The sequence below is a fragment of the Humidesulfovibrio mexicanus genome, from assembly GCF_900188225.1.
Taxonomy (GTDB): Bacteria; Desulfobacterota; Desulfovibrionia; order Desulfovibrionales; family Desulfovibrionaceae; genus Humidesulfovibrio; species Humidesulfovibrio mexicanus.
On sequence record NZ_FZOC01000002.1, the window covers coordinates 402,681 to 426,229 of the forward strand.

A 23,549-nucleotide genomic window follows, 5' to 3' on the forward strand; every position below is an offset into this window, starting at 1 on the left:
ACCGCAATGAGAAAGATGTTGGCCATGCTGGCTGTGTTGACGATGGTTTCCGCGGCGCCTGCCCTTGCCGCGAGTCTGGGGGTGGCCGTGGGCGTGGCCCCGGTGGCGCACTTCGCCAAGAAGGTCGGCGGCGATCTGGTGTCCGTCACCCTGCTTGTGCCGCCGGGAGCGGATGCGCATACCTATGAGCCCAAGCCTTCGCAGATGCGCGCCCTGTCCGCTTCGGCCGTGTATCTGTCCACCGGATTGGAGTTCGAAGCGGCCTGGGAGTCCCGGCTTCGGTCGGCGAATCCCAAGATGCTGGTGACGAAAATCGACGCGGGGTTGAAGAAGCTGCCCATGCCGGAGGGACATGGGCATCATGGGCACGAGGCCGAGGCCGGGCATCATCACCATGACGAGTTGGACCCGCATGTGTGGGTTTCTCCTGCCGAGGTGCGCCACATGGCCGCAGCCATCGCCCAGGCGTTCTCCAAGGCCGATCCGTCCAACGCCAAGGCGTATGCGGCCAATCTTGCCGCGTTCCAGAAGGAGATAGACGAGCTTGACGGCCAGCTCAAGGCGCTGTTCGCAGAAGTTCCGGCGAGCCAGCGCGGCTTTCTGGTGTTTCATCCCGCCTGGGGCTACTTCGCCCGTGACTATGGCTTGACCCAGATCGCCATTGAGTTCGAGGGCAAGGAGCCGACGCCCAAGCGTTTGGCCGCCATTGTGACCCAGGCCAAGGCCAAGGGCGCATCGGTCATCTTCGTGCAGCCGCAGATGAGCCAGCGCACGGCCGGTGCCATCGCCACGGCGGTGGGCGCGCGGCTTGTGACGGCCGATCCCCTGGCCGAGGATTGGGGAGCGAATCTGCTTGCCGTGGCCAAGAGGTTTCGGCAGGCCTTGAAGTAGCGCTTGGGAAGGACGATGGACGCTCAGGAACTGCTGTCGCGCGCAGGCCTTGCCGCAACGGACAAGCGGCTGCTGGTGGTACAGGCCATGGCCGAGGCGGGGCGGCCGGTGACTCCCCAGGAATTGTTGGCCGGGCTTGGCGCGGGGCTGAACCGTGTCACCCTCTACCGCATTCTGGATCTTCTGGTGGAGCATGAACTGGCCACACGTCACAACGCCGGCGAGCGGGCCTTCCGTTATTGCCTGCGCACCGGGCCCGCGGGGCACGCGCACTTCACCTGCTCGGTTTGCGGGCAAACCCGGTGCATTGATTCCCGGTACCTTGCCGAGGGGCTGGAGGCGTTGCTTGCGCGGCTGCCCATGCGTGTCGATTCCGTGGATATCCGCTTACTTGGCGTGTGTGGCGACTGCCAACCGAACTGAGCCCCGGTTTCAGTGGCTCCGGGGCGGTTTTGTCGGCGCAAAGGAGCCTGTGGGTTGTTGCCCCGCCTGGAACTATGTGCCATAGGAAAGGGCCTGTGCGTGGCGGCTGGCCGGTGTGCGTCATCCTGCCGCGCGGGACAAAGCCATGAGTGAACACACAGGATCGCCGGAGGGCAGATGGACAACGAGAGATTCATTGACGGAGTGACGCGGATCGGATTTGGAGCGGGCATGGTGCGTATTGATCTGGGCGCCCTTTCCGCTGACCAGGTGGACGAAAAGGGCGAGCCCATGCTCGAGACCCGTGAGCGTCTTGTGATGCGGCCCGAGGCCTTCTTGCAGATGATGACCGCCTTCGACCACATGGCCAAGCGCCTTGTGGAGGCCAAGGTCCTTCAGACTGCGCCGGAGCAGGCCAACTAGCAGGCGCAAGCGCGCCATGTCGAAGGGGCCGCCACCGCACGCGCTTTGTCGTGCGATGGCGGCCCCCTTTCGTTTCGGTCATCCAGCGGCTACACAACGACCTGATAGCCGAGCTGCACCAGGTCCGCTCGCTGGCCGCCCCGGATGCCGAAGTTCTCCCTTGGTTGTTCGACGATCCGGATGAACACGTCGCCCTTGTCCACGCCAAGGGCTCCCAGCGCGGCGACGATGGCCGCATACAGCGCTCCCTTGGTCTCCGGCGTCCGGCCCTCGAAGAGCGCGATTTCCACAAGCACGTAGCGTTCCGACCTGCCTTCCGGCAGCAGCCATTCGTCCGGGCCGTGTTCCGCCAGACGCAGGTTGCGGTCGTGGGCGGGCAGGGCCAGGGTGGCGGCGATGGCCCCCTGCACGGCCTCCATGAGGGCGTGCTTCTCGGCGCTTGTGCGGCCCTTGAGAACGCTGACGAGGGTGACGGGCATGACTGCGGTTCCTGTTTACAGCGCGGGCATTGCCGCTGCGGGAAGCCCCGCTTCCAGAGCGTGCGCGGCCGCAAGCATTGGCGCCTCATCGAAGGCACGGCCCGTGAGCTGCAGGCCCACCGGCATTCCCGTGTCGCGTCCAAGGCCGACGGGCAGGCTCATCCCCGGCAGCCCGGCCAGGTTGGTGCTGATGGTGAAGATGTCCATCAGGTACATCTGCAAGGGGTCGGAGGTCATTTCGCCCACCTTGAAGGCCGTGGTCGGGCACACAGGGCCGGCCAGCAGGTCGCACTGGGAAAGCGCGGCCTCGAAATCCCGGCGGATGAGGCGGCGCACCTGGGCGGCTTTGCGGTAGTAGGCGTCGTAGTAGCCGGAGGAGAGCACATAGGTGCCCAGGATGATGCGGCGCTGCACCTCGTCGCCAAAGCCTTCGGTGCGACTCCTTACGTACATGTCCATGAGGTCCGCAGGATTCTCGCAGCGGCGGCCGTAGCGCACGCCGTCGAAGCGCGCCAGGTTGGAGCTGGCCTCGGCCATGGCGATGACGTAGTAGGTCGCTATGGCGTACTGCGAGAGCCGCAGGTTCACGGGAACGGTCTTGGCGCCAAGCTCCTGGGCGACTTTCAGGGATGCGCCGCAGGCCTCGGCCACCTCTGGCGCAAGGCCCTTGTCCCAGTATTCGGCGGGCAGACCGATGGTCAGCCCCTTGAGGCTGCCGTTGCCGCCCAGTGCGGAGAGGTAGTCGGGCACGGGCCTGTCCACGCTGGTGGAGTCCTTGGGGTCGTGCCCGGCGATGACCTGCAGCAGGCGCGCCGCGTCCTCCACGCTGCGGGCCATGGGGCCGATCTGGTCCAGGGACGAGCCGTAGGCCACCATGCCGAAGCGCGACACCCGGCCATAGGTGGGCTTGAGGCCCACGATGCCACAGAAGCTGGCGGGCAGGCGGATGGAACCGCCGGTATCGGTGCCCAGCGCGCCGTAGCACTGGCCCGCCGCCACTGTGGCGGCGGAGCCGCCGCTGGAGCCGCCTGGAACCCGATTCGTGTCCCAGGGATTTTTGGTGGCGAAGAAGGCCGAGTTTTCCGTGGTGGAGCCCATGGCGAACTCGTCCATGTTGGCCTTGCCCAGAAGCACGGCCCCGGCGTCCTTAAGGCGCGTCACAGCCGTGGCGTCGTACGCCGGGCGGAAGTTCTCCAAAATTTTTGAGCCGCAGGTGGTGGGCGCGTCCCTGGTGGCCAGCACGTCCTTGACCACAAGCGGCACGCCCCACAGAGGCTTGCTCGGATCAGGTCCGCTTTCGTCCATGCTTTTGGCCAGGGCGCGGGCTTCTTCGGCCTGCACGGAAATGAGGGCGCGCACCTTGGGTTCGGTGGCCTCGATGCGCGCGAGCGCGGCCTCCGTGACTTGGGTGGCGCTGACGGTCGTGTCCGCGAGGGCCTTGCGTACCTCGGAGAGGGTCATGTGCGTGAGTTCGGGCATTGTGTTCGGGTCCATTTGCTGGTGTCTTGCCGCCGCTAGACGATGCGCGGCACGATGAAGAACGCGCCGTCGGTCTCCGGGGCGTTTTTGAGGATGTCCTCGCGGGGGAGGTCCTTGCTGGCCACGTCGTCGCGCAGCACGCTGACGTGGTCCACCGGGGTGTACATGGGCTCCACGCCTGCCGTGTCCAACTCGGCGAGCTTGTCCATGTACGCCAGGATGTCGTCGAGCTGGGCGGCGTACTGGGCGGTTTTGTCCTGGCCGAGCGCAAGGCGGGACAGCTTGGCCACCTTGGCCACCTCTTCGGGGGTGATGCTCATCTGGGCTACTCCTTCACGTCCGGGGTAAGGCTGCCGGAGCTGGCCGCCCTTTTGCCCTTTTGGATGTCGCGGGCCATGTTCAGGCGCTTTTCGCGGCGGGTCTTGGATTTTTGGATGTCCTCGCGCATGGACTGCGGGTCCACAAGGGCCTTGCCTTCCTTGCGCGGGGTGAAGAGATACAGGCTTTGGCGTGCGTGGCCTTGTTCGTCCCAGACGATGGGGGCCATGCTGCATTCCTGGTTGGCGAGCGCGAAGAGCCGCGCGTTGACCATGGCCGGGGTCCAGTCCGCGCCCAAGCCCAGCCGTGCGGCGAGGCGGACAAAATCGTAGCCCAGCGCGGTCCAGAAGTCCGCCTGGCCCATGTGCTGCCCGTCCATGACGGCCTGGAGCGCCCGACCGCCCGTGGTCTCTGGCCACCATGCGCCGGGGCAGGCCGCATGCTGGAAATAGGTGTCGTCCACCTCATGCGCGTTGTCCAGACCTACGCTCCACAGGTCCGTGCCCAGGAAGAGCAGGTGCTGGCCTTCGAAAAAATGGAAGTTGGACGCGAGCAGCTCGGCTTGCCCCCAGTCCTCGGGCATGAACACCGCGCCGAAGTCCGGCATGGGCAGAGGGGTGTTCTTGTTGCCATGGAAACCGTCCGGCACCTTGAGCAGGTGGCTGACGCTGTGCAGCCAGCGCGGGTGTTCCTCGGGCGGGTAGGTCTCGCTGGCGGCGATGCGCACCCCTTTGGCCTTGGCCTCGGCCTGGAACACTTCGGCCATGCGCTGACCGTAGCGGTTTCGTGGCGCCAGTATGGCCACCGAGCGGATTCCCATGGACTCGGAGGTCAGCGTGAGCAGGGCGCGAGCCTGGTCCTGGAAGCTTGGGTAGAAGCGCCAGGCCTGGTCGCCTTCACGAATGGACCCCAGATCCGGCTGGAAGGCGAACACGGCGCGTCGGGCCAGAGCCCCCGATGCGCTCAGCGCCTTCAGTGCGTCCATGTTCAACAGCGGTCCGCCCACCGCGGCCACATCCTTGGGCAGGGCCGCGAGCCGCTCCACCCAATCTGGCGCTTCGGTGTTGATGACCGTGATTTCAACCGCGCGCCCCTGTGTGGCCAGATGCTTTTGCGCCGCGCCGACCCCGCGCAGCACTTTTTGCCCAGTGCTAGCAAAGCGTCCGGTGAGGGGAAGGGCCAGGGCCATGCGCACGGGGGAAGCGCCGACTGCGGGCGCAACGCCCGGCTGGTCGCTCCGGGTGCTGGAGTCGGCCTGGGCCAGCAGGGGGGCCGGGGACGCAAGCGGGGCCGCCATGGCCAGCGAAGCGGGGCGAAGACCGGAACGCGCTCCGCGCCGGGCCGATTCGCGCAGGACCAGGGCTTGCGGGAATCCGGCAGGGGAAGATGCGGCGGTGCGCGCCAGCACGGAAAGCTGCTCTTCCGGCAGCTCGGGCAGGGCGGCCGCATACAGGCGTTCAAGGGACAGCCGCTGCGCGTCCTCCGTCGCCTGCCTGTGCAGTTGGGCCAGAATTCCCAAGGCCCGGACGCCGTCGCCCGTGCGGGCGAGATATTCGGAGAACAGGATCATGGCTCTGGCGCGCACTTCGAAAGGCAGCTCCGTGTGGGCCATGAGCCAGGCTTGATGCGTCTCCATGAGGTCCGGGCGGTGCAGGGCCGCCAGGGTGCGGATGTAGAGCTCGTGCCAGGGCCATGTGCCCAGCACCGCGTGGTCCTTGCTGGCCCGGAAGTCCAACGCCTCCTTGGCCTGGTGGAAGTGCCGCGCGCGGAAGGCGCTTTCTGCCAGCCGGTCCAGCGCCTGGGCGTGGTCCTTGGGCTCCAGGTCGGCGCGTTCCAGCAGACGGGAGTACAAAAGCTCGGCCAGGGGGTAGCTGCCTGCCTTCCAGAACTCTTCCGCTTCTGCGGCAAGTTCGGCCGTCGGCTGTTCGCTCAGAGTTTCGCGGGGGGGCTCGGAGGCTCTGGGCATGGGAAGGCTGGAGCAGCCCAGTGCGGCCAGCAGGCAGGCCAGCAGCAGCGCCGCAGCGCCCGTGGCGAAACGGCGGCCGCCCGAGGGGCGCAAGGTGGTGGGGGTGCTCATGGGTCGCCTCCGGCTGCCTTTCCGGCAAATGAAAATCCCGGTTCGCGGGGGCGCCGCGAACCGGGACATGGTAAGCCCTCTTGCCCAGTAAGGCAAGACAGGACGCGTAAGCCCTTATTTGACCTCGGTGTAGTCCGCGTCCACCACGTTGTCGTCCGCGGGTTTGGCGCCACCGGCGGCGCCGGATGCCTCCGCGCCCGGTCCGGGTTCGGCCTGCTTCTGGGCGTAGAGCTGCTCGGCCAGCTTGTGGCTGCTCTGGGCCAGTTCGTCGGCCGCGGCCTTGATGGTGTCGGCGTCCTCGGTCTCAAGCGCCTTTTTGACGGCCTCGATCTTGGTTTCCAGGTCGCCCTTGAGCACCGGGTCCACCTTGTCGCCAATGTCCTTCAGGCTTTTCTCGGTGCTGTAGACGAGGCTGTCGGCCTGGTTGCGCGCCTCGATGAGGGCCTGCTTCTTCTTGTCCTCCTCGGCGTGGGCCTCGGCGTCCTTGACCATGCGGTCGATGTCGGTCTCGGACAGGCCGCTTGAGGCGGTGATGCGGATGGACTGCTCCTTGCCGGTGCCGGTGTCCTTGGCCGAAACGTTGACGATGCCGTTGGCGTCGATGTCGAAGGTGACCTCGATTTGCGGCACGCCGCGCGGTGCGGGCAGGATGCCCGTGAGCTCGAAGCGGCCCAAGGTCATGTTGTCGCCCGCCATGGGGCGCTCGCCCTGCAGCACATGGATGGACACCGAGGGCTGGGAGTCTGCCGCGGTGGTGAAGATCTGGCTTTTGCGGGTGGGAATGGTGGTGTTGCGCTCAATGAGCTTGGTGAACACGCCGCCCATGGTCTCGATGCCGAGGGAGAGCGGGGTCACGTCGAGCAGCAGCACGTCCTTCACATCGCCGGCCAGAATGCCGCCCTGAATGGCCGCGCCCATGCTCACGACCTCGTCCGGGTTCACGGTGCGGTTGGGCTCCTTGCCGAAGAACTCGCCCACCTTCTGCTGCACCAGCGGCATTCTGGTCATGCCGCCCACCAGCACCACTTCGTCGATGTCGCGCGCGGAGAGCCCGGCGTCGGAAAGCGCCTTCTTGCAGGGCCCGATGGTGCGCTCCACCAGTTCCATGACCAACTGCTCCAGCTTGGCGCGGGAGAGCTTGACCATGAGGTGCTTGGGGCCGTTCTGGTCTGCCGTGATGAAGGGCAGGTTGATCTCGGTCTCCATGGTGGAGGAGAGTTCCTGCTTGGCCTTTTCGGAGGCCTCCTTCAGGCGCTGCAGGGCCATGCGGTCCTTGGACAGGTCGATGCCGTTGTCGCGCTTGAACTCTTCCACAAGGTACTGGATGATGCGCTGGTCGAAGTCCTCGCCGCCGAGGAAGGTGTCGCCGTTGGTGGCGCGCACCTCGACCACGTTGTCGCCGACCTCGAGGATGGAGATGTCGAAGGTGCCGCCGCCCAGGTCGAACACGGCGATTTTCTCGTTCTTCTTGCGGTCCATGCCGTAGGCGAGGCTGGCCGCCGTGGGCTCGTTGATGATGCGCTTGACCTCAAGCCCGGCGATCTTGCCGGCGTCCTTGGTGGCCTGGCGCTGAGAGTCGTTGAAGTAGGCCGGAACAGTGATGACGGCCTCGGTGACGGTCTCGCCCAGATAGGTCTCGGCGTCCTTTTTCAGCTTCTGCAGGATGAAGGCGGAGACCTCGGGCGGGCTGTACTTCTTGCCCGCAATTTCGACCCAGGCGTCGTTGTTCTTGCCGGGCACGATCTTGTAGGGGCAGTGCTCACGCCATTTTTTGACCTCGGGCGCGTCGTACTGGCGGCCCATGAGGCGTTTGATGGCGTAGATGGTCTTGTCCGGGTTGGTCACGCTCTGGCGCTTGGCGATCTCGCCGATCAGCCGTTCCTTGTCGGTGAAGGCCACGATGGACGGGGTGGTGCGGCCGCCCTCGGGGCTGGTGATGCATTTGGGGTCCTTGCCCTCCATGACGTACACGCAGGAGTTGGTGGTGCCCAGGTCGATGCCGATGATCTTGCCCATAAACTGAACCTCCGGGTGAGGAATGATGTTTGTCGTTGCGTTGTGATGTAAGACCGCTTTCGCCGTTGTAAAGGCCGTGGGCCTACGCTTCCTGGCCCTTGTTCACCAGCACCTTGGCCGGGCGGATGACGCGCCCCTTGAGCACGTAGCCCGCCTGGGCCACCTGGGCCACGCAGCCTTCCTCCTTGTCCGGCTGGCACACGGTGCCGATGGCCTCGTGCACTCCCGGATCGAAGGCTTCGCCGCAGGCGCCAACGCATTCGAGCCCGTGCTTTTTGAGGGTGTCGAGGAAAATTTTGCGGGTCATCTCCACGCCCATCACCAGATTCTTGCACGCGGGGTCGCTCCCGGCGTGCTCGATTGCCAGGGCCAGATTGTCCAGCACGGGCAGGAGATCGGCCAGCACGCTTTCCGTGGCGTAGCGGCGCACCTCGTCGGTCTCGCGCTGGATGCGGCGCTTGAAGTTTTCATTGTCGGCCAGGGCGCGCAGCTTCACGTCCTCGGCCTCGGCCATCACGGCGCATTTTGCGCACACGTGGGCCTTGCACAGGGCCACAAGCTCCTCTTCCGAGAGGTCGATCTTGGGGGCCTGGGCCTCGGCTGCTTCCTGGGGCTCGTCGTCAGGTGTCCTGTTCTTCGACATGGTCTCCGTCCTTGCTGGCCCTCGCGGGCGTTCTGTCCGACACAGGCGACGCCGGGCAGCTCTCGGTGAAGCGCGCCCGGCGTCGAGGTCATTTGAATCAGTAAGCATACTTCCGGCCATGTCAACACTGGCCGGTGCGGGTTTGTGCCGCGCGGAAGGCAAAAAGAGCGGCTACTTCTTCAACTGGTACACGGAGGTCCGTTCCGGATTGGCGGTGTCCACTTGGTAGAGCATACCGCCGAAGTCCATCAGCCGACCTGTGGCGTCGAGCTTGTCGCCGTAGCGCCAAGTGACCGAGAGATGGAGCGTGCCGTCCTCGTCCACGCTCCAACTGCCGCGGCCGGCCATTGCCCCGTGCATGGCGTTTGCCGACTCGCCCTTGACGGTGCCGTCATCGTAGAGGTGCAGACTGTCGCGCAGGAAGCCGAAGCTTCCTACGAGGTGTCCCTTGCGCTCGGCGATGAAGTCCAGCACCTCGGTTTTGGAAAGGGTGCGCGCGCCGGATGCGGAGAGCTCTGCGGCGGATTTGCCGCCGGTGTTCATGGACGCGCCGCGGCCTCCGGCCTGGGCCGCTGTCGGCACAAGGAGCGTCAGGGCCAGAACGGCCGGGATCAGTCGGCGTATGCCGCGGGCGAAGGTCATGATGGGGCTCCTTTGCTTGTGGGGGTGGTGCGCGGCCATTTGCCTTCAGAGCAGGAAGTGGCCGTCCTCGTAGATTGCGCGCGTTCCGCCGCCGGAAAGCTTGGCGGTGACGCGTTTTTGCTCGGTGTTCACCAGGTCCCAGTGCAGGGCCGAGGCGTTGAAGCCCAGCTCTTCCTGGCGTTCGGCCGAAAGCTCTTGCGGCGGGCCGGAGAAGCTGGCCGCGCTGGCCCCGCCAAGGGCGATGTGGCAGTTGCCGTGCTCTCCGCCGAGGTTTTCGTCCAGCAGGGTGTGGGCCATGAAGCGCTCCACCCGCGAGATGCGCCGGTCGGTGAGCGAGAACTCGCCCACGCGCCTGGCTCCGCCATCCGAGGCCAGGCGGCCGGAAAGGAAGGTTTCGCCGCGCTCGGCCTGCACGGAAACGGCCACGCCTCCGTGGAACTCGAGCCTGACCCCCGACACCAGCCTGCCCCAGCGGATGGATGGCTGGTCGGCGCAGTACACGCCCTCCACCGTGCGCCAGTCCGGCGCGAGATAGAGTTCGAAGCCGGGCACGTTGCGGCCGGTGAACCCCACGAAGCGCCGCTTGACGCCCGGCGAGAGGGTGAGGTCCGTGCTGGCGCTCTCCACGCGCAGACGCTCGATCTGTAGCGAATCGAGCCATTTGCCGATTTCGGAGAGTTCCTGCTTCACGCGCTTCCATTGGGCGAGCGGGTCCGGTGTGAACAGCAGGCAGGCGCGGGCCAGGCGTTCGGCGTATTCGGAAAGCTCCATGCCGCTGGCCAGCGCCAGGGCGCGGGTGGGGAACAGGCAGACGGTGGAGCCCAGAAGTCCGGCGCGGCGGCGGCGGTCCAGCAGGGCCATGGCCTGCTGTTCGCTTTTGTCGCCCTGGGCGATGCTGCGCGGGTCCACCCCGGCTAGTGCCCCCAAGTCGTCGGGCGCAAGGATGGTGATGACCCCGGCCGTGGCCTTGTGCAGTTCGTCCAGGCCGGGCTGGGCGAAGGTGAGCTGGCCGTAGCTGGAGTTGCCGAAGTGCTGCGCCTGCATGGCGCTTGAGGGCAGGGCCTGGGGCAGGGGGTGCAGGTGCGCGTCCATGAGGGCGGCGTAAATGGCCTCGGCCAGTGGCGCGGCCTCAAGGTCGAAACGCAGGAGCACCAGCTCGCCGTTCCTGAAGGGCACGGCGCGGCTTTGGCGCATGGCCCAGACCAGGACTTCGGCGTAGGCGGCGAGGTGGTCGGGGGAATATAGCGGCACGCAGTCCTTCCTTGGGCTGTCCACCCGTTCACCCCGCGTAGGTCTGAATCTGGTTGCGCCCCATCCGCTTGGCCAGGTACAGCGCCTGGTCGGCCTGGCGCAGCAGCTCCTCGGGGCAGCTCTGGCGCGAGGGGACGGTGCTGGCCACCCCAAGGCTCACGGTGACGATGCCCGTGTCGCTCTGCGCGTGGGGCAGCTCCATGGCCCACACGGCCAGCTGGATGCGTCGGGCGGTCTCCAGGGCTTCCACATCGTCGGCTCCCGGAAGCAACAGGACGAATTCCTCGCCGCCGTAGCGGGCCACCAGTCTGCCTGCGCGCCGTTCGGCCCGTGTCAGGGTCTTGCCCAGCGCCTTGAGGCATTCATCGCCAGCCTGATGGCCGTAGTGGTCATTGTAGTGCTTGAAGTGGTCCACGTCCAGCATGATGACCGACAGCATCGACCCCGTGCGTTGTCCTCGGTTCCATTCCTGCGCCAGCGTGCTGTCGAAGCTGCGGCGGTTGGCGATGCCCGTCAGCCCGTCGGTGTTGCTCAAGCGTTTAAGCTTGGCGTTGGCCTCCGCCAGAGCGCGGGTGCGCTCCTCTATGATGGCCTCAAGCTCAAGGTTTCGCTCCCGCAGGTTCTTCAGGGGATACACCTCCCCGTCCTCCACCAGATGGTAGGGGATGGAGATTGTGCTGTTCACGATTTTCCATTCGCCTTGCTCCTGCCTGAAGAGGAGCAGGAGCCGGGCCGTCTCCTGGGAGAGGATATGGTCCTTGATGGGCAAGTGGATGTGGAAGAAGCCCGTAACCGTGACGATGTCCTCGGCGAGATCCTGCATCGAGATGTCGAGCAGTTCGATGCGCAGCTGCTGCCGCACTTGGGCAAAATCCTGCCGGGTGATGTCCACCCAGGAGGCGCGATCCTTGACCAGAAAATCGCCGCCGCCGGTGAAGCCGTTGAAGCAATCGCTGAACTTCGCCGTCAAGCGGTCATCGCGACCGGCGTACAGGGCGATGTATTCGTCGAAAAGCGAGCGGATGAGTTGATGCCGAGTCGCGTTGGTCAAGCGTGTATCCAGTGGTGTCTGCGCCAGGAGCAGGCCTTGCGGCAGGGCTGCATTATGTACGGTTTCCGTGAGGGCATCAGACGATTACCGACTGATGCCAGGGACTGTCGTGCCGCATGAGAATGAGAGCCCGCCAAACTCGTCGTGTCCAGCCGCAACGCATCGCCTAGCCCAGATCCTCCGCCAGCGCCTTGAAGGTGAGCTTGGCCGAGGCCAGCGCGCCGCCGAAGCCGCCGCCGGGGTTGGCCCAGGCGCTGGAGAGGTACAGCCCCTTTACCGGGGTGCGGTTGCCCAGCCGGGTAAGGAAGGAGTTGCCCACGGTCTGGTCGTAGCCGTAGATGGCGCCTGCCGGGTTGCCTGTGAAACGCCGGTTGGTGAGCGGCGTCGACACCTCGCGCATGGCGATCATCCTGGACAGGCCGGGCGCCATGGTCGACTCCACTGCCTTGACCATCATGTCCGCTATGGCGTCCTTGGCCTGGTTGTATTCATGCTTCTTGTCCGCCTCGTAGTCCTTTTCGAAGCGCTTCCAGGGCTCGTAGCCCGACAGGCACATGATGGCCATGGTGCTCATGCCCTTGGGGGAGAAGCCCGGCACCAGATGGTCGTAGATCATGCAGCCGAGCCCCACCTTGCCCCAGTCGCCGTTCAAGGCGGCCGCATAGCCGATCTCCGGGTCGTCCTGCATGTCGATGGAGAACTCGGCTCTGGGCTGGAGCCTCGTCACATCGCCCTTGAGGCCCAGCCACACGATGACGCTGCCGAGGCTGGGAGAGAAGCCGGACACGCGCTTCAGGTAGTTCGCCGGGAGCGCGCCGCCGGGCAGCATGGCGAAGGTGGTCGGGGCGGAGGCGTTGCTCACCACGGCGCGCGCGGAGAATACCTTGCCAGAGGCCGTGCGCACTCCGGCCGCACGGCCGTTCTCCACCATGACGGCGCTAACCTGCTCGCCCAGGAGCACCTGGCCCCCGCCCGCTTTGACCACGTCGGCCAGGGCATCGCTCAAGGATTGCGAGGTGCCGCGCAGATACTGGCCTCCGTTGGTCAGGTAGTCGGCCATGGGTTCCAGGTAATAGAAGGCCGCGAGCTTTGAAGGCGGCAGACCGTAGTAGCCCCAGGTCATGCCGATGAGGCCCTTGAGGGCGGGGCTGGCCGCGAAGCGGTCGATGACCTGGCCCAGGGTGCTGCCCGCCACGCCCCACAGGGTGGGGTAGGTCTTGGGCAGGGTGCTGTTTGCGGGCACGCCGTCGGTTTCCAGGGCGTCGAGTTCGCGCAGGAACTGCCGCCAGAAAGCCATGAAGCGGCCGATGGCGTCCTTTTCCGCCGGGCAGCGCCGGACAAGCTCGGCCTCGAAGCCGGGCAGGCCCGCGTTCGGCAGGTCGATGACGCCCTGCGAGTCCACGCGGCTCCAGGCCTGTTTGTGGTCCACCAGCTGGAGGCGGTCGAAGACGCCCATGTCGGTGAGCAGCTTTCTGGCCGAGGGGGACTTGGCCACTGTGGAGTGCAGGGACACCTCGCAGGTGAAGGTGTTGCCCGCGTCGTCGTCGCGCTGGAAGCTGGTGGCGTAGCCGCCGGGGATGTCGTGCTGCTCGATGACCAGGGGCTTCAAGCCGTTTCTGGCCATGAGGGCGGCGCAGCCCAGGCCGCCCAGCCCCGCGCCGATGACGACGGCGTCGTACTCGCCTGGTTTGCGGGCCTTGCCCGCGGCCTTTGCCAACGCCTGGGAGGGTGCCCAGCCGATGACGGCCGAACCGGCCAGGAAGGTCATGATCTCCAGGAACTTGCGGCGGGTGATGGACATGGCGCGCCTCCTGGCGGGAGTTGAGGAAGGAGTACGCAGAAGGATTACGTTGAAAGCGCGCCGTTGTCAAAGAACTGCGCCCATGCGCCAGAAATAGCGTGAAAAAGAGTTCCGGACCTCTCCTTGGCAGGTTCACGTCATCCGACCGCGACAACGCGGTGCGGCCCGGTCCGCCTCTTTGGGAACGCAGGGCGTGGAATCTGTGCAAGGCTCAAACGAGAAGCAGCGGAGAGGTGACGGCGGCGGGGAGACACCCTGGCAAATACGCCTCCTGCTGGGCGCGGACAGGCCTCAGGCGCACCCGCCGCAAGAAGGCGCGGACCGGTGCTTGGTGCATCGTGTCCAGGTTCGCGTATTACGCCGCGCAGTGGATGCGCAGCATGGCTTCCGCGCCGATTTGGAAGTCATAGGGCACGGGGACCACCTCGGCCTCATGGCCACGCAGACGCAGGGCGTCCAACACGGCTGGCGCGTGCGGACTTGGGCTTCCGTCCAGTTTTGTCAGCGGAAAGACGCGCACCTCGCGCGCAACGCGGCACAGCTCCAGCATGGCGCGCACGTGGAAATCCGTGTCCAGGTGGTCGGAATAGAGGAAAAGGAAATGCGAGCCCAGCGCCAGGCTGAAGCGGCCGTCCGGCCAGGGCAGGGCGGGCAGGGCGGCATCGACGTAGCGCCCGTGGGCTTTGCCTGTGTCGTAGTCCTGAAGGAAACGCGCCATGGCGGACAGGCGCGCCCGTCCCACGTCCTCCGGCGTGGCGAACTCGTTCCAGCGGTAGGCGGAGGCGTTCTTGCGCAGTTCATCCAGCACGACATCCGCAGTCTCGTCGATGCGACGGGCGATATCGTCTTTGGCGTAGCGATAAAGGGGGTCGCAGGAGGTGACCCGGTGGCCTTTGGCTGTGGCCTCGGCGTTGAAGCTGGCCGGGCCGTCGCCGCAGCCGAGGATGTCTCCGGCCATGTCGGACGGGGCAAGAGCGAACATGCGGGCATATTCCGCGTACGTGCGGCCCCAGGGAACCACCTGGCCGAGCGAAAACCCCATCAAGCCTCCCGCGCCTTGTCGCGCGGGCGGGCACGACCTTCTCAAGCCATGCCCGCCCGGGCTGCGCCTTTATTGAATCTTCCGGCCACCTTCGGCGGTTTCCGTCACCTCGGCGTCGAACTCCACCCCGCCGTCCTCGTCCTTGCGGCCGAAGGCCAGCTTGCCGTCCAGCAGGTCCACCACCACCTCGTCGCCCTCGCCCACGCGGCCGGAGATGATCTCCCGCGCCAGGCGCGTCTCCAGGTGGGTCTGCAGGTAACGGCGAAGGGGCCGCGCGCCGAACACGGGGTCGTAGGCCGCTGCGGCGATGAAGCGCTTGGCCTCGTCGGTGATGGACAGGCCCATCTTGCGTTCCTCCAGGCGCGCGCGCAAAGAGCCCGCCAAGAGCTCGATGATGGCCATGAGCTGTTCCTGGGCCAGGGGCTTGAAGAGCACGGTCTCGTCCACGCGGTTCAGGAACTCGGGCCTGAAGTGGCCGCGCAGGCTTTCCAGCACCTGCTCCTCCACGCCGGGGGCGAAGGCGCCGTCGGGTTGGATGCCCGCCAGCATGGCCTGCGAGCCGATGTTCGAGGTCATGATGAGGATGGTGTTCTTGAAGTCCACGGTGCGGCCGTGGCTGTCGGTCAGCCTGCCGTCGTCCAGAATCTGCAACAGCGCGTTGAACACGTCCGGATGCGCCTTCTCCACCTCGTCGAAGAGCACCACGGCGTAGGGCTTGCGGCGTACGGCCTCGGTGAGCTGGCCGCCCTCGTCGTAGCCCACGTAGCCCGGAGGCGCGCCGATGAGTCGCGCCACGGAGTGCTTCTCCATATACTCGCTCATGTCCAGGCGCACCATGTTCTCCTCGGTGTCGAAGAGCGCCTCGGCCAGGGTCTTGCACAGCTCGGTCTTGCCCACGCCTGTGGGCCCCAGGAACAGGAAGCTGCCGATGGGGCGTTTCGGATCCTTGAGGCCGGCCCGGGCCCGCAGCACGGCGTCGGCAACGGCCTGCACGGCCTGGTCCTGGCCCACCACGCGTTGGTGCAGCAGCTCCGGCAGGCGCAAGAGCTTCTCGCGCTCGCCCTCCAGCAGGCGGGTGACGGGAATGCCCGTCCAGCGGGAGATGATGGCCGCAATGTCGTCCGGCCCCACCTCCTCCTTCACCAGCCGCGGGCCTTCGTCCACGGTGTCGCCGCTCTCGGAGAGCTGGCGCTCCAGGGCGTTCAGCCTGCCGTAGCGCAGCTCGGCCGCGCGGTTGTAGTCCAGGGCCCGCTCGGCCTCCTCGATTTCGAGCCGGGTCTGCTCGATGTCGGCCTTGACGCGGCGCACGGCCTCGATGGCGCTCTTCTCGCGTTCCCACTGGGCCATGAATCCGGCCTGTTTTTCCTTCAGCTCCGCCAGTTCCTCTTCGAGCTTCTCCAGGCGCTCGCGGCTGGCTGCATCGGTTTCGCGCTTCAGGGCCTCGCGTTCGATCTCCAACTGGAGCACGCGGCGGTTGGTCTCGTCCAACTCCGTGGGCAGGCTGTCGATGTCCGTGCGGATCATGGCCGCGGCCTCGTCGATGAGGTCGATGGCCTTGTCCGGCAATTGCCTGTCGCTGATGTACCGGCTGGACAGGGTGGCAGCCTCCACGATGGCGGAGTCGCTGATGCGCACGCCATGATGGACCTCGAAGCGCTCCTTCAGGCCGCGCAGGATGGAGATGGTGTCCTCAAGGGAGGGCTCGTCCACCATGACGGGCTGGAAGCGGCGCTCCAGAGCCGGATCCTTCTCGATGTACTTGCGGTACTCGTCGGTGGTGGTGGCGCCGATGCAGTGCAACTCGCCGCGCGCCAGAAGGGGCTTCAGCAGGTTGCCCGCGTCCATGGCGCCCTCGGCCTTGCCCGCGCCCACAATGGTGTGCAGCTCGTCGATGAAGAGCACGATGCGGCCCTCGGATTTCTGCACGTCCTTCAAGACGGCCTTGAGGCGCTCCTCGAACTCGCCGCGGTATTTCGCCCCCGCGATGAGCGCGCCCATGTCGAGTGCGAAGATGGTCTTTTCCTTCAGGCCTTCGGGCACATCCTGCTTCACGATGCGCTGGGCCAGGCCCTCGGCGATGGCCGTCTTGCCCACGCCCGCCTCGCCGATGAGCACGGGGTTGTTCTTGGTGCGGCGCGAGAGGATGCGGATCACTCGGCGTATTTCCTGGTCGCGGCCGATGACCGGGTCGAGCTTGCCGCTTCTGGCCTCCTCCACCAGGTCGCGCCCGTACTTTTTCAGGGAATCGTAGGTGGCCTCTGGGTTGTCGGAGGTGACGCGCTGGTTGCCGCGCACCTCGGTGAGGGCGGCGAGGAACTTGTCGCGCGTGAGGCCGAACTGGCGGTTCACCCGGCCGGGGGCGGAGGAGGGCGGCTCGTCCAGCAGGGCCAGGAACAGGTGCTCCACGCTCACGAATTCGTCCTGCATCCGCTTGGCGGTTTCCTCCGCGCGCACAAGAACCGCCCCCGCCGCCTGGGTGATGTGCACCTGGCCGGGCTGCGCGCCCGGTCCGGACACGGACGGCAGGCGGGAGAGCTCGGCCTCGGCCGCCTGGGCGTATGCCTTGGCGTCCAGGCCGCACTTGGTCAGGATCTGCGGGGTCAGGCCGCCGTCCTGCATCGCCAGCGCGCAGAGCAGATGCGCGGTGTCCACTTGCTGGTGGCCTCTGGCTATGGCGAGGTTCTGGGCCTCGGCAAGGGCGGCCTGGGATTTTTGCGTCAGTTTGTTGGGATCCATTGCATGACCTCCCATTGTTCGCGGGGCGCTTGGACCCGCTGTTTAGAGCAACCTCTTGAGTTCGTTGAGCTCCTGCTCCATGCGCTCCACGCGCTCCAGCAGGTCCACGATGATGCTTCCCGCGGCGTGGGGAATCTCCAGGTCGCGGCATAGACGCATGAGCTTCTGGATGCGGTACACGTCGTGCGGGCGGAAGAGGTATTGATTCGCTCCCGTGCACACGGGGTCGAGCCAGCCCATTTCCATGAGCTCGGCCACGGTGCCGGGCTCCACGCAGGCCAGCTCCACGAAGCGGCTCCAGGCGATGAGCTCCGAGCGGCTGGGCGGCTGGCCGGGGGTGTTGATCTTGAGCTCGGTCATGGCGTCACTCCTTCAGGAATTCAATCGCGCCCGGTCATCCGCGCGGGGAAAAGTCCGAAACCTTGGCCAGCTGCTCCCAGAGCCGCTTCGCCTCGTCGCTTACGCTCTTGGGGCTTTGGATCATGACGCGCACGAGCTGGTCGCCGCGTTTGCCAGCGGCGCCCAGGCCCTTGCCGCGCACCCGCAGCCGCGCCCCGGAGCCCACGCCCGGCGGAATCTTCATTTCCACCGCGCCGTCCAGGGTGGGCACGCGCACCGTGGTTCCCAGCGCCGCCTCCCAGGGGGCCAGCGGCAGGTCGTAGACGATGTTGTCGTCCTTGACCTTGAAGTGCGGGTGTTCGCGCAGCCTGATGCGCAGGTACAGGTCGCCGGGCTCGCCGCCGGGCCCTCCGGGGCTGCCTTGTCCGGCCAGGCGGATCTTTTGCCCGTCCTTGACGCCGGGCGGGATGTTGACCTTCAGGGTGCGCGTCTGCATGACGGGATAGCCGTCCGCGCCGGGCACGTGCTCCTGCAGGTTCACGGACTGCGGTCCGCCCGCATAGGCTTGCTCCAGGCCGATTTCGTAGGAGACTTCCACGTCCTGGCCCCTGCGCGGCCGTTGCTGAAAACCGCCTCCGAAGCCGGAGAAGCCGCCCCGCGCCCCGCCTCCGCCGCCGAAAAGCGTCTCGAAGAAGTCGCTGAAATCTCCGGGACCGCCAGCCCCGCCCCCGGAGTACCGGAAGCGCGTGTTTTCGAAGCCCGGAGGCGGCTGGAAGTTCTGCCCCTGCTGCCAGTTCGGGCCAAGCTGGTCGTAGAGTTTGCGTTTTTCCGGGTCTTTGAGCACCTCATAGGCCTCTCCCGCCTCCTTGAACTTGGCCTCGGCCGTTTTGTCGCCAGGGTTCAAGTCCGGATGGTGTTTGCGGGCCAGTTTCTTGAAGGCCTTGGATATTTCTTCCTGGCTGGCCTTCCGGTCCACGCCGAGGATCTTGTAGTAGTCCTTGTATTCCACGCTCATGGGCACGCAACTCCTTGGCGGCGGTTGCCGCGGTCTCGCTCCATCGTGGAAAATAGTGTGTGGTTGCGCCCTGTCAAGGGAGTTTTCCACAGGCGTGTCGTCTTGGGCCGAACCGGGCTATTCGGAGAAGGTGAAGCCCTTGCCGAAGCCCTTGTATTCGCAATGGTAGCAGCGTTCGGGCTTCATGAACAGGCGCACCAGGAGCATTCCGGCCATGAAGCCGCCCACGTGCGCCCACCAGGCGATGCCTCCGGCCTCGAGGGCCAGGTGGTCCACCAGGCCGGAGACCACCTGGGAAGCGAACCAGACGCCCAGGAACAGCCAGGCGGGAAGGTCCACGATGTAGGGGATGATGATGATGGGGATGAGGGTGACCACCTTGCCGCGCGGGTACAGGGTGACGTAACCGCCCATGACCCCGGCCACGGCTCCGCTGGCCCCGATGATGGGGGCGTGCCCCGCGAGGTTGAAGAGCATGTGCAGGGCCAGCGCGGCCAGGCCGCAGAGGAGGTAGAAGGCCAGGAAGCGCACCGGACCCATGACATCCTCGATGTTGTCGGCGAAGATCCAGAGCATCCACATGTTCAGGACAAGGTGCCACCAGCCCGAGTGCAGGAACATGTACGTGAAGAAGGGCAGGGCGCCCATGGCTGGGAATCCGGCGAAGGCGGCCCAGTCGGGGAAGGCGTAGCGCGCGGGCACCACGCCGAAGAGCCGGTAGAGGGCCTCGCGCAGGTAGGGATCCTGGCTGCTCACCAGCACATGCGCCAGCACGTTGGCCGCAATGACGAGCACAACGGCCACGGGTTTGTGCACGCGCGGAATGTCGTCGCGCAGGGGGATCATCCGTCCGCCTCGTCCCACCAGTCTTCGTCGTCCGCCTGCGTGGCGGGCAGGCCGGGGCAGGGCACGTCCGCGCCTTTCTCGGCCGTTTGGTCCAGCAGGGCGGCCATGCGCGCGGCAAAGGCCGCTTCGCGCTCCCCGCGCAGGGCGGCCAGGCGTTTGAGCAGCGGTCCCGCCTGGGCCTCAAGGGCGGCCAGCGTTCCGGCGTTTTCGACCACCATGTCGCAGGCGGCGAGCTTGCGTTCCTGTGGCCATTGCCAGGAGTCAAGGGCGTCCAGCGTCTCCGAAGGCAGGGCCCGGCCCTCGCGCAACGGCCCGCGGCGCAAGTCGTCCGGGCAGCGCACGCCCACCACCACATCGGCCATGCGGCGGGCTTCGCCCCCTTTGCGGCCCTGCCATCCAGCCTCGAAGTAGAGCGGAATTTCGGCCACGGCCAGGGGGGCATGGGCGTTGGCGGCCCAGAACCGGTCCAGGGCGTGGCGCACCAGCGGATGGACGATGTCCTCCACCTCGCGCCGGAGGCCGGGGGTCTTGCGCAACAGGGAAAGCAGCCCGGCCTTGTCCACGCCGCCATCGGCCCCAAGCACGCCGCGCCCCAGGCTGCGGGACAGGAGCGCCGCACCGTCGCCGCCGGGGGCGTACAGGCGCGCCACGCAGGCGTCGGCGCTGAATGTAGGCGGGCCTTCGGGCATGGCCTCAAGGGCGGCCAGCAGTGCGGACTTGCCGCAAAGGGGCGCTCCGGTAAGGACCACGCGCTGGCAGTCGGTTCCCAGTGCGCGCAAAAGGGCCATGAAGTCCTCCGGCGGATCCTGGCGGAAGACGAGCTCTTCGGCCCTGCCCGGATGCTCGAAGGCCAGGCGGAAGGCGTGCAGCATCTGCCGCGTGGCCAGTTGCGCCAGCGGTCCCTTTTCCGCCAGCCAGCGGGCGTGCTGCGAAGGGCCGTACACGGGATCGCCCAAAAGGGGGTGTCCCAGATGCGCCAAGTGCACGCGGATCTGGTGGGTGCGGCCGGTGTGCAGGTCCACGGCCAGCAGGCTGGCCCGGCCGAGCCGGTCGGTCCACAGTCTGCGCCAGCCGGTGCGGGCCTCGCGTCCGCCCTTGCGCAGCACGGTCATCTTGGTGCGCAGGGTCGGGTGCCGTCCCATGGGCAGGTCGATGAAGCCCGCGTCTTCGCCGAGCGGCCCGGCCTCGTCGCCTTTGGGCCTGCCGTGGACCAGGGCCAGGTAGGTCTTGTGCACGCGGCGGTCGGCAAAGGCCTGCGAGAGCGCGAGCCGCGCCGCCTCGGTGAGGGCCACCAGCATGAGCCCGCTGGTGTCCTTGTCCAGCCGGTGTACGATGCCCGGCCGTTCGCCGTGCATTGCGGAAACCTCCGGCGCAAGCTCCGGAAAGTGGTGCAGCAGGCGGTTGACCAGCGTACCGGCTGGCTGGGTGGGCGCGGGGTGCGTGGTCAGTCCGGCGGGCTTGACCACTACGGCCAGGGTCTCGTCGCGGTGGAGCACGGTCAGTTCCCCAGGCTCCGGCGCGGGCGTGATCTCGGTGGAGAAGTCCGGGGCGTCCAGGGACACGCGTTCGAAGCCCTCCAGCCTGTAGCCGGGTTTTTTCACCACAACGCCGTCCACCCGCGCAAGCCCCGCTTGGAGCCATTCCTTCACGCGCTCGCGCGATGCGCCGCGTTCGGCCATTTCCCGGGCCCAGTACTGGTCCAGGCGCATCCCGGCCTCTGCGGGCACGGCCTTGCGTTCCAGCGTCCCGGTGGCATGGCTTGCCGCCTTGTTTCCCTTTGCGTGTTCCATGTCGTTCGCGTCGCGTCTCATATATGTTTCATAGCCTGCACGCGCGAAAAGCACAAACGCCATGGCTCCGGCCCCCCCTCTGGAGTCCCCGCGGGGGCTCCGCGCCTTGACCGGCGGGGAGGCCCGTCGTACAAGACGCGCACCTTCGCAACCCGCAGCACCCACAGAGGGCCAATGGCTCCCCGCACTGCCGGACTGATTCTGACCTACAACGGCGAGCGTCTGCTTGAACGCTGCCTGGCTGCGCTGGACTTCTGCGACACGCTCGACGTGGTGGATTCCGTAAGCACCGACGCCACGGTGGACATCGCCCGCGCGGCCGGGGCGATGGTGTTCTTCCGCAAGTGGGAGGGGCCGGACCCGCAGTTCCGCTTCGCTCTGGAGCATCTCCGCGCCATGGCGCCTAAGGGGGATTGGGCGGTGAGCCTGGACCAGGACGAATGCCTCACGGATGCGCTTAACGCCTCCATCCGCGCGGCCATTGCCGCGCTCGGAAAGGCGGCGGGCTTCATGACCCTGCGCGGGCTGGCGCGCTTCCTCAACATCTGCGTGCTCAAGTCGGGCGTGCTGGATGGCCGCGCCGGGTTCGCCAACGCGGTGCACGGGGCGGTTTATGCCTTCATCAAGCATGTGCGCGTGGCCGAGCAGGGCGACTGGGGGGCGAAAGCGTGACAGAGGCGGAGAAGGGCGCGCTGGCCGTAGCCGTGAGCGGCGGCGGGGACAGCCTGGCCGCGCTTCTTGCCCTGCGAGACGCCGGGCGCGAGGTGTTGGCCCTGCATGGGCGCTTTCTGCCCGCTCCCGACGAGCGCTCCGAGGCTGAGCTCGCAGTGGCCTGCGCCGGGCTTGGCGTGCCCCTGCACGTCGTCGACCTGCGCCGGGAGTTCGAGTCGTTGGTGGCGGCCCCCTTTGCAGCGGAGTATCTCTGCGGCCGCACGCCCAACCCCTGCGCGCGCTGCAACGCGGCCATGAAGTTCGGCCTGCTGCTGGACCGGGCCCTGGCCTTGGGCGCCGGGGCCCTCGCTACGGGGCACTTCGCCGCGGCAGGGGCGCATCCTGCGTATGGCTGGGCGCTCTCTCGCGGGGCGGATCCGGTAAAGGACCAGAGCTATTTCCTGTCCCTTGTGCCGCGTGAGCGGCTTATGCTGGCGCGCTTCCCCCTTGCCGCGCGGACCAAGTCGGCCGCGCGGGCCGGGCTTGCCGCTCGCGGGGTGGTCCCCCCGCTGCCGGAGGAGAGCCAGGAGATCTGCTTCGTGCCCGGCGACGACTACCGGGCCTTTCTCGCCGCTCGTGGCGAAGCCCTGCCCGGCCCTGGCGAGGCCCGCCTGCCTGACGGCACGCTTGTGGGACGGCATCAGGGCCTGTGGCGCAGCACCATCGGCCAGCGGCGCGGCCTTGGGCTCTCCTGGCGCGAGCCGCTCTACGTGTTGGACAAGGACATGGCGCGCAACATTCTCGTCGTTGCCCCGCGCGAGGCGCTCCTGGGGGGGGGCTTCGAGGCGGCCGAGGCCAATGTGCTGGTGGACCCGGCCCTGTGGCCGGATGAGCCGCTGGTGCAGACCCGGTATCGCGAGTCCGCCCGGCCCGCGCGGGCGGAACTTTCCGGCGGGGCGCTGCGCGTGCGCTTTGTGGAGCCGCACATCCGCCCCGCGCCGGGGCAGGTGGCCGCGCTTTACGATGCTGACGGCGTGGTGCTGGCCGGGGCGATCATCGCCTGAGGCCCCAGGTCATCTCGCGCTCCGACTCCTCCTGCTTCTTGCGTCCTTCCTCAAGGGCGTCCTTGAGACAGGAGATGGTCTCGGCCGCGGGCATGTCCGGGTGGCGCAACAGACGCTCGGCCTCCTCGCGCACGAATTTTTGCTGGTAGTATTTGTCCGGCCAGGAGAAGCCCTGCAATTCCTCAAGGGCTGGACCTCGTTCACCCTTGCCAATGCGGGACAGGCCCAGGTAGAAGGCTGCGTTGGGCTCGCCGGGCCGAAGCGAAAGGATCTCCCGGAAGCTGGTCTCGGCGTTGGCGTAGTCCTTTTTGGCGAAATGCGTCAGCCCGATGCGCTGGCGCAGGTAGATGGAGTCCGGGTCGCTGGCCAGCGCCTCGCCGTAGAGGCCCAGCGCCCGGTCATAGTCTCCGCTGGACAGGGCCATGCTGCCGCGCACGGACGGGGAGCAACCGGTGAGCAGGGGCGCGCACAGCGCGGCCAGGGCCAGCAGAGTCAGGAACGGGGTGCGCATTGGAGCCTCCTGATGGTGGACAGCGTTGCTCCATTGTCGCCCAGACGCGTTGGATAATCCA

General features: G+C 66.9%; 22 protein-coding genes. 5 read left to right on the forward strand and 17 right to left on the reverse strand.

What is annotated here, in order from left to right; genetic code table 11:
• Positions 1-6: 6 nt before the first annotated feature.
• From CHB73_RS05585 to CHB73_RS05595, 3 genes are all read left to right on the forward strand, one after another.
• On the forward strand, positions 7-891 hold the full coding sequence (locus CHB73_RS05585; protein WP_089272942.1) for a metal ABC transporter solute-binding protein, Zn/Mn family: 885 nt from the start codon (positions 7-9) through the stop codon (positions 889-891).
• 15 nt (positions 892-906) lie between these two features.
• Positions 907-1,314 (forward strand): Fur family transcriptional regulator, encoded by a 408-nt coding sequence (locus tag CHB73_RS05590; RefSeq protein ID WP_089272944.1) that lies wholly within the window; start codon positions 907-909, stop codon positions 1,312-1,314.
• A 177-nt stretch (positions 1,315-1,491) separates the two neighbouring features.
• Positions 1,492-1,737, forward strand: coding sequence for a hypothetical protein (locus tag CHB73_RS05595; RefSeq protein ID WP_089272946.1), 246 nt, complete (start codon positions 1,492-1,494; stop codon positions 1,735-1,737).
• A gap of 89 nt (positions 1,738-1,826) precedes the next feature.
• Here CHB73_RS05595 and CHB73_RS05600 read toward each other — a convergent pair whose 3' ends face one another.
• From CHB73_RS05600 to CHB73_RS05675, 16 genes are all read right to left on the reverse strand, one after another.
• The gene (locus tag CHB73_RS05600) at positions 1,827-2,216 is read right to left on the reverse strand and encodes a tautomerase family protein (protein ID WP_089272948.1); all 390 of its coding nucleotides are present in this window, start codon (positions 2,214-2,216) and stop codon (positions 1,827-1,829) included.
• Positions 2,217-2,231: 15 nt separating this feature from the next.
• On the reverse strand, positions 2,232-3,695 hold the full coding sequence (gene gatA / locus CHB73_RS05605; RefSeq protein WP_089272950.1) for an Asp-tRNA(Asn)/Glu-tRNA(Gln) amidotransferase subunit GatA: 1,464 nt from the start codon (positions 3,693-3,695) through the stop codon (positions 2,232-2,234).
• Between the two features lie 35 nt (positions 3,696-3,730).
• The gene (gene gatC, locus CHB73_RS05610) at positions 3,731-4,015 is read right to left on the reverse strand and encodes an Asp-tRNA(Asn)/Glu-tRNA(Gln) amidotransferase subunit GatC (protein ID WP_089272952.1); all 285 of its coding nucleotides are present in this window, start codon (positions 4,013-4,015) and stop codon (positions 3,731-3,733) included.
• 5 nt (positions 4,016-4,020) lie between these two features.
• The gene (locus tag CHB73_RS05615) at positions 4,021-6,090 is read right to left on the reverse strand and encodes a penicillin-binding protein activator (protein WP_179216912.1); all 2,070 of its coding nucleotides are present in this window, start codon (positions 6,088-6,090) and stop codon (positions 4,021-4,023) included.
• Positions 6,091-6,204: 114 nt separating this feature from the next.
• Positions 6,205-8,106: a molecular chaperone DnaK gene (gene dnaK / locus CHB73_RS05620; RefSeq protein WP_089272956.1), complete on the reverse strand. Its 1,902-nt coding sequence runs from the start codon at positions 8,104-8,106 to the stop codon at positions 6,205-6,207.
• Positions 8,107-8,188: 82 nt separating this feature from the next.
• Positions 8,189-8,749, reverse strand: coding sequence for a nucleotide exchange factor GrpE (gene grpE / locus CHB73_RS05625; RefSeq protein WP_089272959.1), 561 nt, complete (start codon positions 8,747-8,749; stop codon positions 8,189-8,191).
• Positions 8,750-8,920: 171 nt separating this feature from the next.
• On the reverse strand, positions 8,921-9,391 hold the full coding sequence (locus CHB73_RS05630) for a hypothetical protein (protein ID WP_089272962.1): 471 nt from the start codon (positions 9,389-9,391) through the stop codon (positions 8,921-8,923).
• A gap of 45 nt (positions 9,392-9,436) precedes the next feature.
• Positions 9,437-10,642, reverse strand: a complete 1,206-nt coding sequence (locus tag CHB73_RS05635) for an aminopeptidase (protein ID WP_235641523.1) — start codon at positions 10,640-10,642, stop codon at positions 9,437-9,439.
• A gap of 28 nt (positions 10,643-10,670) precedes the next feature.
• A complete protein-coding gene (locus CHB73_RS05640) occupies positions 10,671-11,693 on the reverse strand; it encodes a GGDEF domain-containing protein (RefSeq protein WP_089272964.1) in 1,023 nt (340 codons plus the stop codon).
• Positions 11,694-11,859: 166 nt separating this feature from the next.
• Positions 11,860-13,494: a phytoene desaturase family protein gene (locus CHB73_RS05645; RefSeq protein ID WP_089272966.1), complete on the reverse strand. Its 1,635-nt coding sequence runs from the start codon at positions 13,492-13,494 to the stop codon at positions 11,860-11,862.
• 355 nt (positions 13,495-13,849) lie between these two features.
• Complete coding sequence (locus CHB73_RS05650) at positions 13,850-14,536, reverse strand: SAM-dependent methyltransferase (protein WP_089272968.1); 687 nt, start codon at positions 14,534-14,536, stop codon at positions 13,850-13,852.
• Positions 14,537-14,605: 69 nt separating this feature from the next.
• Positions 14,606-17,272, reverse strand: a complete 2,667-nt coding sequence (clpB, locus tag CHB73_RS05655) for an ATP-dependent chaperone ClpB (RefSeq protein ID WP_089272970.1) — start codon at positions 17,270-17,272, stop codon at positions 14,606-14,608.
• Between the two features lie 42 nt (positions 17,273-17,314).
• Complete coding sequence (locus CHB73_RS05660) at positions 17,315-17,632, reverse strand: chaperone modulator CbpM (RefSeq protein ID WP_089272972.1); 318 nt, start codon at positions 17,630-17,632, stop codon at positions 17,315-17,317.
• A gap of 34 nt (positions 17,633-17,666) precedes the next feature.
• Positions 17,667-18,626 carry a DnaJ C-terminal domain-containing protein gene (locus tag CHB73_RS05665; protein WP_089272974.1) on the reverse strand — a complete coding sequence of 320 codons (960 nt, stop codon included), beginning with the start codon at positions 18,624-18,626 and terminating at the stop codon, positions 17,667-17,669.
• Positions 18,627-18,743: 117 nt separating this feature from the next.
• Positions 18,744-19,472 (reverse strand): rhomboid family intramembrane serine protease, encoded by a 729-nt coding sequence (locus tag CHB73_RS05670; RefSeq protein WP_089272976.1) that lies wholly within the window; start codon positions 19,470-19,472, stop codon positions 18,744-18,746.
• The gene (locus CHB73_RS05675) at positions 19,469-21,262 is read right to left on the reverse strand and encodes a dephospho-CoA kinase (RefSeq protein WP_179216913.1); all 1,794 of its coding nucleotides are present in this window, start codon (positions 21,260-21,262) and stop codon (positions 19,469-19,471) included. The genes CHB73_RS05670 and CHB73_RS05675 overlap by 4 nt, the downstream gene beginning before the upstream one ends.
• A 174-nt stretch (positions 21,263-21,436) precedes the next feature.
• On the opposite strand from CHB73_RS05675, the gene CHB73_RS05680 reads away from it, so the two are divergent.
• Both CHB73_RS05680 and CHB73_RS05685 read left to right on the forward strand, forming a co-directional pair.
• Positions 21,437-21,934: a glycosyltransferase family protein gene (locus tag CHB73_RS05680; protein ID WP_089272980.1), complete on the forward strand. Its 498-nt coding sequence runs from the start codon at positions 21,437-21,439 to the stop codon at positions 21,932-21,934.
• A complete protein-coding gene (locus CHB73_RS05685) occupies positions 21,931-22,977 on the forward strand; it encodes a tRNA-specific 2-thiouridylase (RefSeq protein WP_179216914.1) in 1,047 nt (348 codons plus the stop codon). Before CHB73_RS05680 ends, CHB73_RS05685 begins: the two co-directional genes overlap by 4 nt.
• Here CHB73_RS05685 and CHB73_RS05690 read toward each other — a convergent pair.
• On the reverse strand, positions 22,967-23,488 hold the full coding sequence (locus CHB73_RS05690; protein WP_089272982.1) for a tetratricopeptide repeat protein: 522 nt from the start codon (positions 23,486-23,488) through the stop codon (positions 22,967-22,969). The genes CHB73_RS05685 and CHB73_RS05690 overlap by 11 nt on opposite strands.
• Between the last annotated feature and the right edge of the window lie 61 nt (positions 23,489-23,549).

Excerpts from the sequence above, each read along its gene's own strand:
- CHB73_RS05585 (WP_089272942.1), top strand. The coding sequence starts at position 7 with ATGAGAAAGATGTTGGCCATGCTGGCTGTGTTGACGATGGTTTCCGCG.
- CHB73_RS05590 (WP_089272944.1), top strand. The coding sequence starts at position 907 with ATGGACGCTCAGGAACTGCTGTCGCGCGCAGGCCTTGCCGCAACGGAC.
- CHB73_RS05595 (WP_089272946.1), top strand. The coding sequence starts at position 1,492 with ATGGACAACGAGAGATTCATTGACGGAGTGACGCGGATCGGATTTGGA.
- CHB73_RS05600 (WP_089272948.1), bottom strand. The coding sequence starts at position 2,216 with ATGCCCGTCACCCTCGTCAGCGTTCTCAAGGGCCGCACAAGCGCCGAG.
- gatA (WP_089272950.1), bottom strand. The coding sequence starts at position 3,695 with ATGCCCGAACTCACGCACATGACCCTCTCCGAGGTACGCAAGGCCCTC.
- gatC (WP_089272952.1), bottom strand. The coding sequence starts at position 4,015 with ATGAGCATCACCCCCGAAGAGGTGGCCAAGGTGGCCAAGCTGTCCCGC.
- CHB73_RS05615 (WP_179216912.1), bottom strand. The coding sequence starts at position 6,090 with ATGAGCACCCCCACCACCTTGCGCCCCTCGGGCGGCCGCCGTTTCGCC.
- dnaK (WP_089272956.1), bottom strand. The coding sequence starts at position 8,106 with ATGGGCAAGATCATCGGCATCGACCTGGGCACCACCAACTCCTGCGTG.
- grpE (WP_089272959.1), bottom strand. The coding sequence starts at position 8,749 with ATGTCGAAGAACAGGACACCTGACGACGAGCCCCAGGAAGCAGCCGAG.
- CHB73_RS05630 (WP_089272962.1), bottom strand. The coding sequence starts at position 9,391 with ATGACCTTCGCCCGCGGCATACGCCGACTGATCCCGGCCGTTCTGGCC.
- CHB73_RS05645 (WP_089272966.1), bottom strand. The coding sequence starts at position 13,494 with ATGTCCATCACCCGCCGCAAGTTCCTGGAGATCATGACCTTCCTGGCC.
- CHB73_RS05650 (WP_089272968.1), bottom strand. The coding sequence starts at position 14,536 with ATGGGGTTTTCGCTCGGCCAGGTGGTTCCCTGGGGCCGCACGTACGCG.
- clpB (WP_089272970.1), bottom strand. The coding sequence starts at position 17,272 with ATGGATCCCAACAAACTGACGCAAAAATCCCAGGCCGCCCTTGCCGAG.
- CHB73_RS05660 (WP_089272972.1), bottom strand. The coding sequence starts at position 17,632 with ATGACCGAGCTCAAGATCAACACCCCCGGCCAGCCGCCCAGCCGCTCG.
- CHB73_RS05665 (WP_089272974.1), bottom strand. The coding sequence starts at position 18,626 with ATGAGCGTGGAATACAAGGACTACTACAAGATCCTCGGCGTGGACCGG.
- CHB73_RS05670 (WP_089272976.1), bottom strand. The coding sequence starts at position 19,472 with ATGATCCCCCTGCGCGACGACATTCCGCGCGTGCACAAACCCGTGGCC.
- CHB73_RS05675 (WP_179216913.1), bottom strand. The coding sequence starts at position 21,262 with ATGGAACACGCAAAGGGAAACAAGGCGGCAAGCCATGCCACCGGGACG.
- CHB73_RS05680 (WP_089272980.1), top strand. The coding sequence starts at position 21,437 with ATGGCTCCCCGCACTGCCGGACTGATTCTGACCTACAACGGCGAGCGT.
- CHB73_RS05690 (WP_089272982.1), bottom strand. The coding sequence starts at position 23,488 with ATGCGCACCCCGTTCCTGACTCTGCTGGCCCTGGCCGCGCTGTGCGCG.